Source organism: Oenococcus kitaharae DSM 17330 (assembly GCF_000241055.1).
GTDB classification, from domain to species: Bacteria; Bacillota; Bacilli; order Lactobacillales; family Lactobacillaceae; genus Oenococcus; species Oenococcus kitaharae.
This window is the reverse complement of sequence record NZ_CM001398.1, coordinates 1331017-1348934: the sequence shown is the minus strand read 5'-3', so window position 1 is coordinate 1348934 and position 17918 is coordinate 1331017. Positions and strand designations below refer to the sequence as shown.

Here is a 17918-nt window from a genome sequence, read left to right as displayed (position 1 = left end):
TTAATTACTCATCAAACTCAAAAGAAAAATCCGCACCGTCAATGTAAACCATATCGCCGTCTTTAGCACCACTTTGCCGCAAACGCTCATCAACACCAAAGTTGCGCAGTTGGCGCGCAAACCTGCGCAGCGATTCATCGGTGGTCTTATTGGTCATCTTAGCCAGCTTGCTAATGCGATCGCTCACAATCACCCAATCATCGCCATCCTGCTCGATTTGAAAATCAAATGCCTTGTCATCTTTGAATTCATAAAGCTTTTCGCCACTTTGATTCTCGGCATCCTGATTGGTCTTTGCAATTGTCTTAGGTGTCTGATCCAAAAGATCCGCGACCTTCAACAATAACTGGCGCGTTCCCTTCTGCATCGCAGAGGAAATTTCTTCGACAGGCTGATCAATATCATGTGCAGCTAAATCTGCCTTGAACTGCTGCAGATTAGCCTGTGAACTCGGCAGGTCCATTTTCGTCGCCACGATGATCATTGGGCGCTGTAAAAGAGCCGGGTCGTAAGTCACCAGTTCATGATTAATCTGCTGGTAAGCTTCAAAAGGCGAGATACCCAAACCGGACTCTTCACTCATATCGATCATATGCAGCAAGACACGCGCGCGCTCAACATGCCGCAAGAATTCAAAGCCCAGTCCGACACCTTTGGAGGCACCTTCGATTAACCCTGGCAAATCGGCAATTGTAAAATCTCGGCCGTCAGGTAATTGCACCATCCCCAGATTGGGATCAATCGTTGTAAAATGGTAGGCCGCGATTTTGGGCTTGGCTGAAGTAACGACGGACAAAAAAGTTGACTTGCCAGCGGATGGGAAACCAACCAGGCCAACATCTGCCAGAACTCTTAATTCCAGCTTAACCTTCAAAACCTGTCCGGGTTCGCCGTTTTCAGCTATTTCCGGCGCTGGATTGGACGGTGTGGCAAAACGCATATTGCCGCGTCCGCCGCGTCCGCCTTTAGCTACCATAAAAGTCTGCCCGTTTTCTGTCATATCGGCCAGCTGCTGATTATTTTCTGCATCCGAAACAATGGTTCCAGTCGGTACCTTGATATACAAGTCATCAGAGGATGCGCCGGTCATGCCTTTCGTGCCGCCTTTTTCACCGTGTTTAGCACGAAAATGCCGGTTATATCGAAAGTCCATCAAAGTCCTTAAACCTTCATCGGCAATAAAATAGACGTCACCGCCTTTACCGCCATCACCACCAAAAGGGCCGCCCAATGGAACGAATTTTTCATGACGAAAAGAGATGATTCCATCACCGCCGCTGCCGGCTTTTATTTCAATTGTTGCTTGATCTACGAATGCCATCTAATCTATTATACAGGTCTATTCTTTTTCAAATTTTCGCTTTGCCTTGACAAAGACTTTTTTATTCTCAGATCGTACCATAGCGGTCACAGAAACCTTGACCAAAGCTGCCGTCTTAGCGCCAATTCCCAGTGACTGCAATTCTTCTAGCGAGGCATCAGCAATCTTAGGCAGGGATCCGAAACGGCGCATTAGTTTAATCCGCGACTTCGGGCCGATACCGGCAATCTCATCTAAGCGTGAAGACAAATTCGTCTTTGTCCGCAGTTGGCGATGAAAAGTAATCACAAAACGATGCACTTCATCTTGGATACGCTGCAGCAGATAAAAGCCTTGCGAATGCGGGTCCAAAAAAAGATGCTCTCCTTGTGAATTCAGTAAATCAGCCGTTTGATGCTTATCATTTTTAACCATGGCCGCAACAGGGATCTTAATATTCAGCTCTCTAAGTGCGCGTTCGGCCGCATGCAGCTGGATCTCGCCGCCGTCCATGAGAATTAAATCCGGGTACATCTGCCCTTCATCACGCAAACGCGTATAACGGCGCGTAATCACTTCAAAAGTCGCCTGAGCTTCGTCCTGCCCAGTCGGGGTCTGCAGCTTGTAGCGGCGATAAAGGTTTTTGTTGGGCAGGCCGTCTTCGAAAACAACTAAGGCCGAAACGTAATTAGTCCCTTGCGTACTGGAATGGTCGAAAGATTCAAAGCGATGGCCTTGCGGCAGTTTCAACGCATCTGTGATTTCTTTCATGGCACCCGTGGTTTTCTGCTCATTTAATTCCATCAAACGGAATTTGTCTTCCAAAGTGATACGGGCATTTTTTTCGGCCAAAGCCAGCAGATCGCGCTTCTCGCCCCGGGCTGGGACACGAGCCGGCACTTCCATCGTCTCTGTCAAAAGCTGCGTGTCAACACCCTTAGGAACAAGAATTTCTTTAGGTTTTTGCGCATTTCTCTGGCCGTAAAACTGCTGAATATAGGATTCCAATTCTTCTGTCGCCGAATCAACCATCGCAAAAGTCTCTTTTTGTTGGCGGAGCAGACGTCCCTGGCGTAGGAAAAATGTTTCAATCGTCATCCAGCCTTTATCCATATAGAAGTTAAACAGGTCGCGCGGCGTGTGATCGTTTTGCAGTACCCGTTGATTCTCGACCGTCTGGTCAATGAACTTCAAACGGTCGCGCAAATCAGCCGCCAGCTCATATTCCATGCGGTCTGAAGCACCCTTCATTTTCTTTTGAATGTCATGAATAGCTTTTTTCGTATCGCCATTCAGAAAACGTGTAATGGCAGCCACATTCTTGGCATATTCTTCTTCGGGAACCTCACGAAAACAAGCACCCAGACACTGTCCCATCGAATAATAGAGGCAAGGCCGGCCTTGAAAACCATTGCAGCGGCGGAGCGGATATGTGGACTCCAGAAAATGCAGTGTTTCAGAGGCCGCATAGACGTTAGGATAGGGACCGAAATAAGTTCCATGATCATGTTTTAACGTATTGGCTAAAATCAGGCGCGGGTCTCGCTCGTTTGTAATTTCGATATAGGGGTAAGAGCCGGAAAACTTCAAACGAATATTAAAATAAGGCCGATAGCGCTTGATCAGCGTATTTTCCAACAAAAAAGCTTCTTTATCGGAATTGGTCACAATAAATTCAAAGTCATGAATGTTGGCCACCAATTCAGCCGTTTTGCCTGTGTGCTCGGATTTGAAATAAGACCTGACACGATTCTTCAGATTTTTGGCCTTGCCGACATAGATAATTTTGTCATTCCTATCCTTCATTTGATAGGAACCCGGCTGATCGGGAAGCAGTCTTAATTTTTGTTCGATTAACTCGGAAGCCACGATAAAATTATAAACAAATCTAAGTTAGAATGAATTTAATGTTAAATGAGTTGAAAAACAAACGTAATTACCGCCTCACCTTTGGCCTGATTTTTACCTATCTGGTGCTTGGCGTTGTTGCCTTCTTTTTTGCGGATTATATTCCGCTTGTGCGTGCATATCTATGGAATATTTTCCTCGCTTTGCTGCCACTGGTTTTCGCACTGATCATTGATTTTCTCCATGACCACAAAGCACCTATTTTTATCACCTTGATTATCGGGCTGGCCTGGCTGTTCGTTTTTCCAAATTCGCCCTATATGATCACAGATCTGGCTCATTTAAATCTCTACCGCGTCTCTTATGGCTTGAATATCTCCACTTTTCATTCGGCCTGGTTTGGTGTTTTATTTGCCACTTTTTCAATTATTACAGGTGTACTGATGGGGATGCTGTCTCTTTATATTGTCGATGAAATTATCAGAAAACGGTTTAATACACCGTTGGCCTGGCTGTTTTCAGTGATTGTCAGCGGATTAGCTGGTTTTGGCATCTTTTTAGGCCGTTTCCCAAGATTTAATTCTTGGGATATTCTCAGAAGGCCGCGCTTTTTATTGTCAAATATTCTTCGGCAGCTAAACGAGCATACTTTAGGTTTTGTCATCTTGTTTGCCACAATGACATTAGCTTTATACTGGCTGTTTTACTTAATTTTCAATGATGGGCGCAAAACAGATAAAATTTAATTAGCGAGGTTGCCATGGCTAAAATTCAAAAACTAGAAAATGATCAATATAAAGAGTTAGAGAAATACTTTGTCATGCCTGAAGATAATGAACAGGCTGAGTTACGTAAGAAAGCATTGGGCCAAAAAGACCGTGTCAAGAAAACACGCCGCGTGGACGACAAAGAGAAAAAATAAATCAAAAAGAATTTTCAAGTTTCTCTAAAAGCTGCTCGAGCAGCGAGCGGTCGTTTTGATTCCAATTCTCAAAAGCCGCGGCATCCAGACGTGCCAATTCAGCGGCAATTTTCTTCACATCATCCAAGCCCCGTTCAGTAACGGAGTAAATCAACTGGCGCTTGTCCCGCCCGGTCGCAATTTTATCTAAAAGGTCTTTATTGACGGCCGATTTAAGCTGTCGGCTCAAAGTTGAGGTATCAAGGCTGGTTGCCTGCGAAATTTTTTCCTGCGTATCCAGCCCAGACTCAATCAGCAATAGCAGACGGTGTTCTGCAATTGTCAAGCCAAAAGATTTCATCAATTTGACGAGTTTTTCTGTATATAGCGCATCCGCATTTCTTAAACTTTCCAAAGCTGTCTTCATAATTAGTCTTTGTATACTGCAACAAATTATAAACACTGATTTTGTACTATACAAGCGAACATAAAATCAATTTAAGAAAATCTTTGGACTTTGTTTTAGACTAGGTTTATGGCTTTTGATGGACTTTTTCTGCACGCGATGACAAAAGAATTGAATAAGGAATTGGCTGGCGGGCGGATTTCCAAGATCGCCTTCCCTTTCCCTTACGAAATTATCTTGACAGTCCGTTCTTTTGGCAAGAACCGAAAGCTGCTGCTTTCGGCACATCCCGTCATGGCACGTGCTCAAATTACGCAGGTTGATTTTGAAAACCCGATTATTGCACCGAATTTCGTCATGGTCTTAAGGCGTTACTTGCAAGGCGGCAAAATTATTCAATTCAAGCAGGTAGAAAACGACCGTATCTTGGAGATTTTAGTTGCAAACGCTAATGAAATCGGCGACGCTGTTTCTTATCGGATTGTGCTGGAAATCATGGGCAGGCATTCGAACATTTTCCTGTTGGATGCCGAGAATAAAATTGTCGAATTAATCAAGCATGTACCGGCTTTTGAAAACCGCGTCCGTGTCTTAATGCCCGGCGCTCAATATGAGCGGCCGCCCAAGCAGGATCTGATCGATCCTTTTAAATCAAGCGAGTTTACTTCCAGCGATCCCAAAGTTCTTTTCCAGCATTACCAAGGCATGTCGGCTTTGTCAGCACAAGAAGCGGCGCAGGCAGCCTATCTGCCCGACTGGTTCAAAAAATTTGATCAAGCTGAGCCAACGATGACAAAAAATGGCAGTAAAAGCGAATTTACCGTTTTCCCATACCAGACACTGACCGGGGAGAAGAAACAGTTTTCACTCCTGTCAGATCTCTTGGATAATTTTTATGCTGAATCAGCCAACGAATCCCGCGTGCATGCATTATCGTCTCAAATTGACCAGGTTGTTAAAAACGAACTGCATAAAAACCGCCGTAAGCTCACAAGGCTGAATGGTGATCTGATGAAAACAGATCAAGCCGAAGATGACCGGATTAATGGCGAACTTTTAACCGCCTTCCAACAGCAGGTCACACATGGTGCAAAAACCGTCACGCTGAAAAACTATTATGACGGCCAAGACAGAAAAATCCAGCTGGATCCAAAAATTTCTGCTAATGCCAATGCCCAAAAATACTTTACTAAATATCAAAAACTGAAAAAATCAGTTAAACATCTCAATGAGCAAATCGCTCTAACTTCGGCCGACCTGAATTATTTTGAAACGATTGACGAACAGCTCAAAGACGCCTCTCCCAAAGATCTTGACCAGATTAAACTTGAATTAGTCAACCAAGGCGTTCTCAAAGACAAAAAAACAAACAAGAATCCAGCCAAGAAAAGAAACAATGTCGCCAAACCGGATCAGTTCCTTTCCAGTGACCAAACAGCAATCGAAGTTGGTAAAAACAATTTCCAAAATGACGAACTTAGTCTAAGACGTGCAAGAAAAGACGAAATCTGGCTTCATGTTCAAAAAATACCCGGTTCTCATGTGATTATTCATTCTAGCCAGCCGAGTGAGCAAACTCTAGTCGAGGCCGCTGAATTGGCCGCCTATTTCAGCAAAGCCAAGCACTCCGCCAATGTGCCAGTCGATTATCTGCCAGCTGGAAAATTGCATAAACCCAATGGTGCAAAACCAGGATTTGTGATTTTTGAAGGCCAGCAAACGATTTATGTTACACCAGACGCAGAATTAGTAGAAAAATTAAAAGTTTAAAAAACGTTAATTCCATTGTCCTGCAATTGAATTAACGTTTTTTAATGCGACATATTTCTCAATTTTGTCAGCATATTTTGAAACTCTTCAGGTAAAGGTGCCGTGAATACAAGCTCTTTTCCTGTGTGTGGTTGCGTCAAAGCCAGGCTTGCTGCATGCAGGAATTGGCCCTTTCCTGGCAATGTTTTTTTTGGGCCGTATAGCGGGTCTGCCGCGACTGGATGGCCGATAAAAGCCATGTGTACTCTAATTTGATGGGTGCGGCCAGTCTCTAAGACGGCCTGAATCAAAGCGAAGTTGTCAAACTGTTCCAATACCGTAAAATGTGTAACCGCTTCTCGCCCGCCGGCAACAACAGCTTGTTTTTGACGGTTCTTAGGATCACGGCCAATCGGTGCATTAATTGTGCCGCTTTTTTCGGAAAAGCGGCCATGTACAATCGCGAGATATTTTCGTCCTGTTTTATGTAATTTTAATTGTGCGGATAATTTTTCGTGGGCAAAATTATTTTTTGCAACCATTAAAAGGCCGCTTGTATCTTTATCAATACGGTGCACGATCCCGGGACGAAATTCGCCGTTGATTGTTGACAGAGGTGCGTGAGCCAAAAGTGCATTAACCAAGGTGTGGTCAGCGTGTCCAGCACTTGGGTGCACAACCATCCCGGCTGGTTTGTTGACAACCAGCAGATCATCATCCTCATAAACAATATCAAGCGGTATGTTTTCAGCCGTTAAAGATAAGGGCTTGCTTTGGGGAAACGTGACCTGAATCTTGTCGTCAGGGTTTACTTGATACTTAGAAGCGCGGCTTTCCCCGTTTACTGTGACGTAACTTTCTTTAATTAGCTGATCAATCCGGCTGCGGGAAGCATCGGCAATTTTCTCGGAAAGGACTTTGTCCAAGCGACCCTTCTCATTTTTAATTGTGACTGTCAGTGTTTTGATGGTTTTGCTGCTCGATTTTCTGGAAATAATTGATCGCTTTTTTGCTGGTCCAAATTCGGTAATGCTGATCTTCAAAATTGAATTCAACTAGTCTTTTCTTTAAGTCCAGCCGCGTGATCACCAAATTCTTAATATCAATCTCTAAATCATTACCGACAAAAATGCTTTGAAACAAAATATGGTCATCATCGATCAATAATCGTAAGCGTAGAAAATAGAAGAGCAGAGTCAGCACGAGTACTGCCCAAATCACAAAAGCCGTGAATGCCAGACGTGAAAATTCCAGCTGGACAATCAGAGTGATGAAAACAAAGATACCCAGCCAAATGAGACTCATCTGGCCTTTAAAATTCAAGTCCTGGTAAAAAGTAATTAAACGCTTCTTTTTCATTGTGTTCATTATAAAACAAACGCTTAGCGAATTTTTTTGCCCCAAAACTGGTAGAGGTCTGTCCGAATTGGGCCGTTATATAATTTACGTTTTTTAGTTGCGCGCTGACCATAAAAATGTTCAAAATCTTCATCGCTAGTGAGGATATATTCGCTCCAAGTCGGCATGTTATTATAAATCTCACCCATTTGCTCATAAAGTTTCCGTGCATCTTCCAGCTCCCCTAGCCGCTGGCCATAGGGCGGGTTAGCAACGATAATGCCGTTCAATTTATCAGTGGACCAATCCTTAACAGCCAGCTGCTTAAAGGTGATGTCGTTATATAGGCCGGCTTTTCTCGCGTTTTCCTTGGAAATACGGATCATGTTGCCGTCAATATCGTATCCGCTGATATCCAGTTCTTGATCATAATTTGCAAGGCTATCAGCTTCATCACGCACATCGTCGCTGATTTTTTTGTCAAACCAGCCCCAATCTTCAATTTGGAAACGGCGATTCATGCCCGGAGCGATATTTTTACCAATCAAGGCTGCTTCGATTGGAATTGTCCCTGAACCGCAAACTGGGTCAACAAAAGGATTGTCGGTAAACCAATTAGTGAGCAGTATCAAAGCTGCGGCAAAATTTTCCTTTAACGGTGCACCACCATGTTCAGTCCGGTAGCCGCGTTTAAACAAAGATTCACCGCTGGTATCAATCATAATCCGGACATTATTTTTATCGATTCGAATATCAATACCAACATACTGACCTGTTTCCGGCAAGTCGTCATGTCCCGTCTGAGCTCTTAAAGCTTCAACAATTGCCTTTTTCGTGATTCGCTGAATGTCCGGCACACTAAAAAGCTGTGAATCATGGCTGTGTGCTTCAGCGACCGGAAATTCATCATCCCAATTGATAAATTCGCTCCAAGGCAGAGCTTTAACTGATTCAAATAAGTCGTCAAAACGCAAAGTATGAAATTCGCCGACCAGAATTTTGACACGGTCAGCCGTTCGCAGCCAAAGATTTGTTTTTAAAATATCCCGCTGCGTGCCGGAAAAACGAACAAATCCGTTTTCCGTCCTAGTTGCATAACCTAAATTTTTCAGTTCTTTAGCAACCAGAGATTCAATCCCTTGTCCGCAAGTCGCGATTAAATTAAAATTATCCATCGCCTTATTCTACTCGATCAGGGCAACAGTTAAAAATAGACTCTTATTTTTTTGTTAAAGGGTCTCGGATGTTGTCAGCAGAATTCAAAAAAATATATTCAAAGATTACAATTTAGGTATCAGCTTTTTGGGGGTTTACAGCTTGGCAAATAAAAAAATTGTGATTGTTGGCACGGGTTTTGCGGCAGTGTATGCTGCCAAAAAATTAGCAAGGCATTTTAAAAAACATTCAGGCATCGATCTGATCATCATCAGTCAATCCTCGGATCTGGCCTCTTTTGCAACCTTACGCGGTATTGCCACCGATCGCCTCTTGGTCGGTAAAAGCGGTTACGATCTGCAAAACATTTTTCATGCCGGTAAGAATGTACAAATCGTCACGGATCAGCTTTTGTCTGTCGACTTTGCCAACAAGAAAATTATCACCAGCAACGGCCCATTTAGTTACGACTTTTTGATTTTATCAGCTGATGACGCGTCAGAAAAAGAGCCGGTACCGGGAATTAGCCAGGCCGCTTTTCGCCTGACAAACACTGACCAGGCTCTCAGTCTGAGAAACAATGTACAGACCAGCATTCATTTGGGTGCTGTTGCCACTGACCTGGAAAAACGCCGTTCGCTGCTGTCTATTTCTGTGATCGGAGCCGGTTACAAGGGTTTGCAGATCATGGCTGATTTAATCAATTGGCGAGACAGACTGGCTTTAGAAAATAGAATCGATCCTACTGAAATTCAGCTGTCATTAATTGATAAACAAAAAGATCCGCTTGATCGTTTTCCGGAAAAACTGAAGCAAAAAATCAATGCCTATCTGAAGGATAACCAGGTCAGGCTTTTATCAAACGCTGAAGTCGTCTCAGCCGGCCCGGGTTATGTTGATTTATTCGATGGCAAAAAACTGTTTGCCTCAACTGTCATTTGGTCCGCCGATGATCCGAATAATTGGCTGAATGGCATTTTTGGTTTGCAATCGAGCAATGCCGGCCATATCTCAATCAAGCCCACAGGCCAATCCTTAGCTGACCCTGCTATCTATGTCATCGGTAGTCATATTAGCATCAATGACCAAGGCGACAATCAAGAACCATTGTCGCTGGCTGGCGACGACATCGCTATCAAGCAATCTGTTAAAACAGTCGCGAAAAACGTCGCATCAGCGATCAAGCATAAGGACAAGCTTCAGCTAATGAAAGATAAATCAGTTCAGCAAACACTGTCTTTAAAAAAGAAGCTGACTATCGCGACAACAAAAAGCGGCAAACAAATATCCGGATTGCATGCACGCTGGATACAAAAAAGAAATGTTCTCGCCTTTTTCTTACATATCGGCAGCTTTTATTATCAATGGCAGTGGCTGACTAAAAAGGCCGTTAATCGAAACATCCTTCAAGGAACCAGACGTACTGTGTGGGGATTGGCAGCACGCCTGTTTCTCGCTTTAATTTGGCTAGTTGCCGGGCTTAGTCTCGTTGCCCAAACGCAGCCAGCACTAGCTGATCATTTACCAACATTTGTGCTGGGCGATTTTTTGCTGCGAACCAATTTTGATTCAGGCTTGCATGCTGTTGTGACGATTTTGATCTTCACAATTTCAGTCAGTCTATTCTTAGGATTTTTCACATGGCTCTCGGCTCTGTTTTCAATCCTACTGTTAGTCTTTTTAGTCCTGAATCACGCTTTTATCTGGTCATATATATGGGTTTTTCCGATGACACTAGCCATCATGAATGGATCCGGACGCATTTTAGGCCTTGATAAATATTGGCTTCCGTGGTTGGGTAAAACATACTATCGCCTGCGTTACGGCCGTCCCAAGCTGCTTTATCGAGATGAAAACATCAAATAACCTCTTGCGGGGCTTTTTTGCGACAAAAAAACCGCATTACTGCGGTTGCCTTGGCAAATCTATAGGCCATGTTATGTTCCAAATACGGTTGGCAGCCGTATTCTTCGACAATCATCTATCTACCGATATTTTGCGATATCAGTGTCAATTTTTACTTCAGTTAGCTAAATTGACCGCCCCTACCAAAAGTTTGGGTTGCCCGCTTGCAGGGTTTACGTCGTCTCACTTCCCCAGTTTCCCGGTTCTTCGTCGCTATAGCACTTTTATAGGATAATCACGCATGCCGAAGTTTAGCGCTTTTTCCAGCCGTCGGATAACACGAATGCCACCCACCTTCGCTTATTAGGCTCGGTACAAAAACTCCAATCATCGCAGATCGGACGGGCATGGACCTTCCTCACGAGTCTTTCATCGCGCAATTGTCCGATTTGCCTTTATTAATTATACACGTGCCTGTTCATCCGAACGATTTTTGTGATTGTTTCTATTTGGTGCAGTAAGCTTTCGTGCTAGACTTTTCATAAAAGTTTTAGGAGGAAGTAAGTTAAATGGCTGAATTAAAAGCGCGTTCGGAGTTTGATGAGAAGGAAAAATGGGATTTACGGCCTTTGTTTGCCGATGAAAATGCCTTTTTGAGAGAAATCAGCGACAGTCTGGACCAAATCAACGAATTCAAGAAAAATTTTCAAGGGCATCTCAACACTTTTGATGATTTCGATAAGGCCCTCAAGATTTATGAACAGATTGCAATTGATATCGATCATATTGCAAACTATGGTTTTATGCCGCAGACCTCAGATTTTTCCGATGAAAAATACGGTGAAATCGCGCATGCTGCACAGGATTACACGACCAAAGCAAGTGTTGAGCTCAGCTTTTGGGATGATGCACTCGTCAAAGCTGATGACAGTGTCCTAGATGAGATTGGCCAAAATCCAAGGTACGCGGCCTTGCTTCGACACACGAAAATCACAAAAAAAACATATCTGGGCGATGCAGTTGAAAAGACTATTTCTAATTTGCAGAATGCTTTGAATACGCCTTATGACGTATACACAAAACTGCGTGCCGGCGATTATCATATGGCTGATTTTACGGCTCATGGCAAGACATATAAAAACTCATTTGTTACCTATGAGAACTTCTATCAGAATGATGCCGATGCCGAGATTCGAGAGAAGTCTTTTCGCTCATTTTCGGCTGGCTTGCGCGCCAACGAAAATGCTGCTGCAGCAGCTTACCTAAACCAAGTTATTAATGAAAAAACCTTGGCCACTATGCGCGGGTATGATTCAGTTTTTGATTATTTGTTGGCCCCTCAGGAAGTTGACCGCAGCATGTTTGACCGCCAAATCGATTTGATCATGAATGATTTTGCGCCGGTCGCTCAAAAGTATTTAAAACATGTTGCCCAAGTTAATCATTTATCCAAAATGACTTTTGCCGATTGGAAACTGGATCTGGATCCTGATTTGAATCCTGAAGTCAGCATCGAAGATGGTTATAACTACGTCATGAATGCCACTGCCCAATTGGGCGATGAGTACACGGAGACAATCAAGCCTTTCTTAAAAGACCGCTGGGTGGATTTTCCAGCCAACACAGGTAAAGATTCTGGTGGTTATACGACCTTCCCCTATGGCACACATCCCTACATTCTAATGAGTTGGACTGGGCGCCTGTCAGATGTCTATACATTGGTACACGAAATCGGCCACGCCGGGCAAGGCAGCTTGTCAGCAAAGAATCAAAGTTATTATAACTATGAACCTTCGACCTACTTTGTCGAAGGCCCCTCGACTTTTAACGAATTGCTGCTGTCTGATTATTTGGAAAATCAATCAGATGATCCACGGACAAAACGTTTCGCCCTGGCTCACCGCTTAAGTGACACTTATTTCCATAATTTCATTACGCATCTAACTGAGGCCGCCTTCCAGCGCGAAGTCTACACGCTGATTGACGAAGGCAAATCCTTTAATGCCGATCGTTTGAATCAGATCATGAAAGGCGTTTTGTCTAAATTCTGGGGCGATGCAGTTGAAATTGATGATGATGCAGCTTTGACTTGGATGCGCCAGGCTCACTACTACATGGGCCTTTATTCTTATACCTATTCAGCTGGCTTGACGATCTCGACACAAGGCTTCATTAATTTGAAAAAAGATCCCGAAAAGGGCCGCAAGGCTTGGCTGAATTTCCTGAAATTAGGCGGTTCTAAAGCGCCAATCGAAGCTGCAAAAGTCGCCGGAGTTGATGTCACTACGGATGCTGCTTTGAAAAACACGATTCAATTCTTATCTGATACCGTTGATCGGATTATTGCTTACGCAGATGAAATCTAGTTGGAAAAATACACAACCGGGAGAGGAAAAATATTTCGTCCTCGGGGTTGAAAACATTGATCAAAATGCCTATTCAGCTATTAACGGTTGTGAAGCAGCTAGTTTGCTGGCTGCTTTGCATTTTGTCGGCAAAGCTCGTGAATTTGATTATCCGGCTTTTTTGGACACGATGCCGATCGATCCGGACGGCAATCCCTATAAAGGTTTTGGCGGATCGCCTTTTAAAAATACGCCCGGCAAGCTAGAAGCTATATTTATCGATCCCTTAGTCAGATGGGGCTCTCTTTTTGGATCGTTAACAGCGTTGCCAGGCGCCGAACTGAATGATTTATTGAAAATTGTAAAATTCGGATGGCCGCTACTGACCTATGTTTCGATTGGCTTTGCACCTTTTGGTGAAGAAGATTTTTCATTCGGCCATGAATTGACAAATAACCATGCCGTCGTCCTGGATGGTTATTCAGAAAGCTATGTGCATCTGTCCGACCCGATTGATGGTCAATATTGGCTGTTAAAAAGTCGTTTTAAAGAACGCTATGATGTCAGAAAATGGGCAGTCAAGATCGCATAAAACGTTTTTACCTACCATTCTCTGCGTTCTTCTTCCATCTCCTCCGAAAGGTCAGTCAGCATATCGAAATCAATCAATTTTAAAGTATAGTCAGGATGTTTACCCTGGTATTCTTTGATAGCTTTGTAATCGTAATCAGCTTTGCCCGTATTCTCCGGGTCATAGACCATTAAGGCTTCGTCTGTGTGTGTGAGCATAAACTGCTGGAAATTGCGCAACTGAATCGGGCTCTTATAGCCTTCCTGAGTTAGTGACTGAGAAAAATCAACTTGGCTTCGCAAATTCAATAAAGCACTCTGATGTTCGGGGTTCCATTGCGAACCAAAGTCAGAAAAAGGCAGCATAATCGCGATTTTAAGTGTAGGAAAGGTCTTTTTTAAGTCAATGGCTGTCTCGCTGGCCCATTGTTCGACCCCTAACTGACCGCTTGTAATCAGCCATTCTAAGTCATTATTTTCGATTTCATCGACAAGATCATCTTTGATTGCACGCTTAACCACCTGAACCTTGGGATCCTGATCATTAAAAGCGCCGAGTTCAAAACTGCGATATCCTGTAATCCATAGGCGTTTTTTCATGCCTTTATTCTACAATTGTTGTATGATTAATTACCCCAGCGGCGTCAATCCTAAAAGATCGCCAAAAACGCAGGCAAGTAAAAATGTTTCCTATGGCAAACGCGGCATGGGACTCGAAGAATTGATCAACGAAGCTAACAGCTATTATCTCAGCAAGCATCTAGCTGTTATTCATAAAAAACCGACACCAATTACAGTTGTCCACGTTGATTACCCAGACCGCAGTATGGCTAAAATTACAGAAGCCTATTATGTACAGCCTTCCACGACTGATTATAATGGCGTCTTGGACGGCCATTATATTGACTTTGACGCCAAAGAGACAAAAAATAAGACCAATATGCCGCTGAAGAATTTCCATCAGCATCAAATTACTCATTTGAAGAATGTCCTGGAAAACGGCGGCATCGGTTTTTTCATTCTTGGTTTTACAACACGGTCTGAATTTTATCTTTTTCCGGCCTCGATTTTAATCAAAATTTGGGATGAAGCCTTGCGTGGCGGGGAAAAATCCGTCCCCTACAGCATCATTTCTCAGCAAGGATTTCAAATAAACAGTAAAATGATACCTAGCCTTGATTATTTACCGGCTTTGAAGCGTTTTCTAAAATATTTAAATGTCTGATAATTCTTACAATCCAAATAATTTTCACAATAATTACGATGGCAGAATCAGCGGCCCGAATGAGTCTGATCGTGATTTGAATCAAAATCCGATCAACGAAAAAGACGCTGAAAAAATGTTTCCTGATACTAATGGACGTCGGCCGATTAGTTTTGGCAGGAACAAAAATAAAAACGGCAGCTGGACTGCAAATGAGCCGAAAAGCAGCGATTTTCATTTCGATGCTTTTTCGCCGGCAGATCAGCCAGCAACCAGACCCGAAAAAAAAGCGAGTGCAAGCAATTTGAATAAATCAAGAAATGATCGACGCCGCCCCTCTAAAGGCCGTCCTAAAAAAAAGCGGTCAAAAATTAAACTTTTCGGTAAAATCGCTGCTTGGTGTGTCACAATTGCGGCTTTGGGAATACTGGCCGGTATGGCTGTCTTCTTTACCTATGCTGCCGGCGCCCCAAAAATCACTGAGTCGGATTTAGCTTCAGAAACTTCGACACAATTTTTTGACGCGCAAGGCAACCAGTTTTATCAGATGTCTCAGCAGGAACGCGACTATGCTGATCAATCCGAAATTCCCGAGAGCCTCATGCATGCCGTCGTTTCAATAGAAGATCGTCGTTTTTACAAACATCATGGTGTCGATCTCTACCGTACGGTCGGTGCTCTGGTCTCTAACCTGCGAGGTAAATTAACCGGTAGTTCCAATGGCCTGCAAGGCGGATCAACACTCACCCAGCAATTGGTCAAACTGTCTGTCTTTTCAACAAAGGCCTCGGATCAGACCCTAAAAAGAAAAGCCCAAGAAGCTTGGCTGGCCTTGAAAGTCGAGCGTAATTTTAGTAAAAACCAGATTCTGACTTTTTATATCAATAAAGTACCAATGGGCAATGGGATCTACGGCATGAAGACAGGTGCCGAATATTATTTTAATAAGAGTTTGAAAGATTTGGATGCCTCGCAGACAGCTATTTTGGCCGGCATTCCCCGTTCACCTGTCTATTACGACCCCTATGTCTATCCGGATAATCTCAGGATCCGGCGCAATGAAGTTCTCGCCAGTGAAGTACAGATGGGATATTTAAGCAAGAGCCGAGCCGATCAAGCAATGGCTGAACCGATTCAGCAGGGCTTGGTTCCTAAAGACCAGCATACGCAGGATTCGACCAGTTCCCACTTAATGGATAGCGCCTATATTAGTTCTGTTCTAAGTGAAGTGCGGCGCTTGGGATACGATCCTGAAAAAGATGGCCTGAAAATCTATACAGCTCTGAATCCCCGCTTGCAGCAGCGCCTGTATACGGTTTTAAACGGCGGTACCGGTGTTCCTTGGCAGAATGGCATTCAAGCAGCCGCTACAGTGACGAACCCTAAAAATGGCCGTGTTGTCGCACAAATTGGCGGCCGCAACAATACTGTGATGTTCGGCCGCAACCGTGCCGTCCAGACAAATCGATCTTCCGGATCAACAGCTAAGCCTATCGTTGACTATGGCCCAGCCATTGAGTACCTTAATTGGCCAACCTATCGAACTGTTCAGGATAACCATTACCAATATCCAGGAACCAATATTGATGTGCACGATTTTGACGGGCGTTTTCTCGGAAATATGACCATGAGACACGCCATTGCGATTTCGCGTAATATCCCGGCTATTCATACATTGATGGATGTCGGCATGCCCCGTTCATCAGAATTTTTGAACAAAATTGGTATTCCTTACAAACCAAGCCAGCTAACTGGTTCTTCGGCTATCGGTATTGATGTCTCAACTGAGCAGGAAGCAGCCGCCTTTGCTGCATTTTCAAATGGCGGTACTTACTACAAACCGCAATATGTTGAAAAAATCATCACAGCTGACGGCATCACTCATAGTTATGACAATCCAGGAGAAAGAGCTATGAAGGAATCAACGGCTTTCATGATGACCAACATGTTGCAAGACGTGCCTGAACCGACTGGATCAGCCCCAGGTGCTTTAATTCCAGGTCTCTATCAAGCTGGAAAATCAGGGATTGTCGGCTATGATTCAGCTATCAACCAGCCATCAGGCGCAGAATCTGATGTGTGGTTTACAGGATACACAAAAAACCTGTCTGCTTCTTTCTGGGTTGGATTTGATGAACCGAACAAGCCTGGGAATTACATCCCGATGTACTCTGAGTCCTCAATGCCCGAAAGAGCCTATCACGACTTCATGATTGTGGCCTCGCAAGGTTATGAAAACACGGATTGGCAAGCGCCAAGTACGGTTCAGCGAGTTACACGCGGCGGTATTACGGAATACGAAGTCAAAGGTGCTAAATGGAGCAATGGCGGCTTGCCAAACGCATTCCAAAATACACCGTCTTCTTCGTCTTCTAGTGCCCCAGTCGTCGTAGTCACACCGCCTGCTTCTAGTTCCAGCAGTTCGTCGTCATCCAGTGATTCATCGAGTTCGAATTCGACTAGTTCATCAAGTTCTTCCGGTTCGGGATCAACGCCACCCGGACCTTAAAAAGAACAAATAAAAAGTCCGCTTTCTGCGGGCTTTTTTTAATACTTATTCGCCAATTTTTTTCAGGGGAATTTTGATAGTCGGGCCTTTTTTAGTTTGCGGCAGTTTGGCTCCGTGTGGCATCTCAGCAAATTGCTGACGATGATGCAGGTTATCAGCTTGAGCCTGTGCTTTTGTCTGCACGTGGCTGTTCTTCCAATTCAGGAGTATTTTTTCGATATAACGCAGATTTAATATCTGAGCATTAACAGCCTGGCCTAGCGCCGTAACGATTAATTCAGGGCTAAATTTGTCCTTTTTCAGCCATTCAGAAATGGTTTGCAGTTCCATCGGTGTCAGTAGACGACCAAACTCACGTTGGAAAAGCTGATAAAGCTGTTTTTTTGTCCCCGTTTGATCCAAGCTATTGTCCAGTGAAGAGAAAGCTACCGTATCGTCAGCTCCGCTGCCAATGAGTTTTTGAAATAAATTCGTGAAATCATAGGCATCATTGTCCGCGGACAAAGCGATGAAGTGATGCGTCAGCAGTTTTTCAATATCGCGCTGAACAGCCTGCTGAGAAAAATTCGTCCTCGCCGAAATACGCTGAGCATCCGGGAGTGCCACGCCTTCTTTTTGAAAAGCCATTAATTGAATCAAGACAACAAAATCCTCATTGCTGAGACCGAGCTGATGGTAGTTTTGAAACAGCCTCAATGGGATTTCGACATTGCCTTGAGCCAAGAAATTTTTTAGTCCGTCGTCCATA

16 protein-coding genes and 1 other RNA gene are annotated in these 17918 nt (G+C 43.9%); 8 read left to right on the top strand and 9 right to left on the bottom strand.

Annotation, left to right across the window (positions count from 1 at the left end):
* Positions 1 to 4 precede the first annotated feature (4 nt).
* The gene (gene obgE, locus OKIT_RS06770) at positions 5 to 1321 is read right to left on the bottom strand and encodes a GTPase ObgE (RefSeq protein ID WP_007746399.1); all 1317 of its coding nucleotides are present in this window, start codon (positions 1319 to 1321) and stop codon (positions 5 to 7) included.
* Positions 1322 to 1339: 18 nt separating this feature from the next.
* Positions 1340 to 3169 (bottom strand): excinuclease ABC subunit UvrC, encoded by a 1830-nt coding sequence (uvrC, locus tag OKIT_RS06765; RefSeq protein WP_007746397.1) that lies wholly within the window; start codon positions 3167 to 3169, stop codon positions 1340 to 1342.
* Positions 3170 to 3207: 38 nt separating this feature from the next.
* Here uvrC and OKIT_RS06760 point away from each other — a divergent pair, with 38 nt between their 5' ends.
* Both OKIT_RS06760 and OKIT_RS09710 read left to right on the top strand, forming a co-directional pair.
* Positions 3208 to 3894, top strand: coding sequence for a DUF1361 domain-containing protein (locus OKIT_RS06760; protein WP_007746395.1), 687 nt, complete (start codon positions 3208 to 3210; stop codon positions 3892 to 3894).
* Between the two features lie 14 nt (positions 3895 to 3908).
* On the top strand, positions 3909 to 4070 hold the full coding sequence (locus tag OKIT_RS09710; RefSeq protein WP_007746394.1) for a hypothetical protein: 162 nt from the start codon (positions 3909 to 3911) through the stop codon (positions 4068 to 4070).
* Between the two features lies 1 nt (position 4071).
* Here OKIT_RS09710 and OKIT_RS06755 read toward each other — a convergent pair whose 3' ends face one another.
* Positions 4072 to 4476 (bottom strand): MarR family winged helix-turn-helix transcriptional regulator, encoded by a 405-nt coding sequence (locus OKIT_RS06755; RefSeq protein ID WP_007746389.1) that lies wholly within the window; start codon positions 4474 to 4476, stop codon positions 4072 to 4074.
* Between the two features lie 108 nt (positions 4477 to 4584).
* Between OKIT_RS06755 and OKIT_RS06750 the strand changes: the two genes are divergently transcribed.
* The gene (locus OKIT_RS06750) at positions 4585 to 6225 is read left to right on the top strand and encodes an Rqc2 family fibronectin-binding protein (protein ID WP_007746386.1); all 1641 of its coding nucleotides are present in this window, start codon (positions 4585 to 4587) and stop codon (positions 6223 to 6225) included.
* Positions 6226 to 6266: 41 nt separating this feature from the next.
* Here OKIT_RS06750 and OKIT_RS06745 read toward each other — a convergent pair whose 3' ends face one another.
* Genes OKIT_RS06745 through OKIT_RS06735 form a run of 3 tightly spaced genes read right to left on the bottom strand, consistent with a single transcriptional unit; the run spans position 6267 to position 8717 of the window.
* The gene (locus tag OKIT_RS06745) at positions 6267 to 7172 is read right to left on the bottom strand and encodes an RluA family pseudouridine synthase (protein WP_028291727.1); all 906 of its coding nucleotides are present in this window, start codon (positions 7170 to 7172) and stop codon (positions 6267 to 6269) included.
* Positions 7147 to 7563 carry an EbsA family protein gene (locus OKIT_RS06740; protein WP_028291728.1) on the bottom strand — a complete coding sequence of 139 codons (417 nt, stop codon included), beginning with the start codon at positions 7561 to 7563 and terminating at the stop codon, positions 7147 to 7149. Before OKIT_RS06740 ends, OKIT_RS06745 begins: the two co-directional genes overlap by 26 nt.
* A 23-nt stretch (positions 7564 to 7586) precedes the next feature.
* On the bottom strand, positions 7587 to 8717 hold the full coding sequence (locus OKIT_RS06735) for a THUMP domain-containing class I SAM-dependent RNA methyltransferase (protein WP_007746383.1): 1131 nt from the start codon (positions 8715 to 8717) through the stop codon (positions 7587 to 7589).
* Positions 8718 to 8859: 142 nt separating this feature from the next.
* Between OKIT_RS06735 and OKIT_RS06730 the strand changes: the two genes are divergently transcribed.
* Positions 8860 to 10563 (top strand): NAD(P)/FAD-dependent oxidoreductase, encoded by a 1704-nt coding sequence (locus OKIT_RS06730; RefSeq protein WP_007746381.1) that lies wholly within the window; start codon positions 8860 to 8862, stop codon positions 10561 to 10563.
* A gap of 57 nt (positions 10564 to 10620) precedes the next feature.
* Here the strand turns inward: OKIT_RS06730 and rnpB are convergent.
* An RNA gene (gene rnpB / locus OKIT_RS09545) (RNase P RNA component class B) lies at positions 10621 to 10994 on the bottom strand.
* Between the two features lie 117 nt (positions 10995 to 11111).
* Here rnpB and pepF point away from each other — a divergent pair.
* Positions 11112 to 12908 carry an oligoendopeptidase F gene (gene pepF / locus OKIT_RS06725; RefSeq protein ID WP_007746380.1) on the top strand — a complete coding sequence of 599 codons (1797 nt, stop codon included), beginning with the start codon at positions 11112 to 11114 and terminating at the stop codon, positions 12906 to 12908.
* Positions 12898 to 13479, top strand: coding sequence for a C39 family peptidase (locus OKIT_RS06720; RefSeq protein WP_007746377.1), 582 nt, complete (start codon positions 12898 to 12900; stop codon positions 13477 to 13479). The genes pepF and OKIT_RS06720 overlap by 11 nt, the downstream gene beginning before the upstream one ends.
* 11 nt (positions 13480 to 13490) lie before the next feature.
* On the opposite strand, the gene OKIT_RS06715 is transcribed toward OKIT_RS06720, so the two are convergent.
* Positions 13491 to 14057, bottom strand: a complete 567-nt coding sequence (locus tag OKIT_RS06715; RefSeq protein ID WP_007746375.1) for an SLOG family protein — start codon at positions 14055 to 14057, stop codon at positions 13491 to 13493.
* A 22-nt stretch (positions 14058 to 14079) separates the two neighbouring features.
* Here OKIT_RS06715 and recU point away from each other — a divergent pair, with 22 nt between their 5' ends.
* Together recU and OKIT_RS06705 are read left to right on the top strand one after the other, a co-directional pair.
* Positions 14080 to 14682 carry a Holliday junction resolvase RecU gene (gene recU, locus OKIT_RS06710; protein WP_007746374.1) on the top strand — a complete coding sequence of 201 codons (603 nt, stop codon included), beginning with the start codon at positions 14080 to 14082 and terminating at the stop codon, positions 14680 to 14682.
* A complete protein-coding gene (locus OKIT_RS06705; RefSeq protein ID WP_007746373.1) occupies positions 14675 to 17170 on the top strand; it encodes a transglycosylase domain-containing protein in 2496 nt (831 codons plus the stop codon). Before recU ends, OKIT_RS06705 begins: the two co-directional genes overlap by 8 nt.
* A gap of 45 nt (positions 17171 to 17215) precedes the next feature.
* Here OKIT_RS06705 and OKIT_RS06700 read toward each other — a convergent pair whose 3' ends face one another.
* Positions 17216 to 17917: a DnaD domain-containing protein gene (locus OKIT_RS06700; protein WP_007746371.1), complete on the bottom strand. Its 702-nt coding sequence runs from the start codon at positions 17915 to 17917 to the stop codon at positions 17216 to 17218.
* Position 17918: the final 1 nt, after the last annotated feature.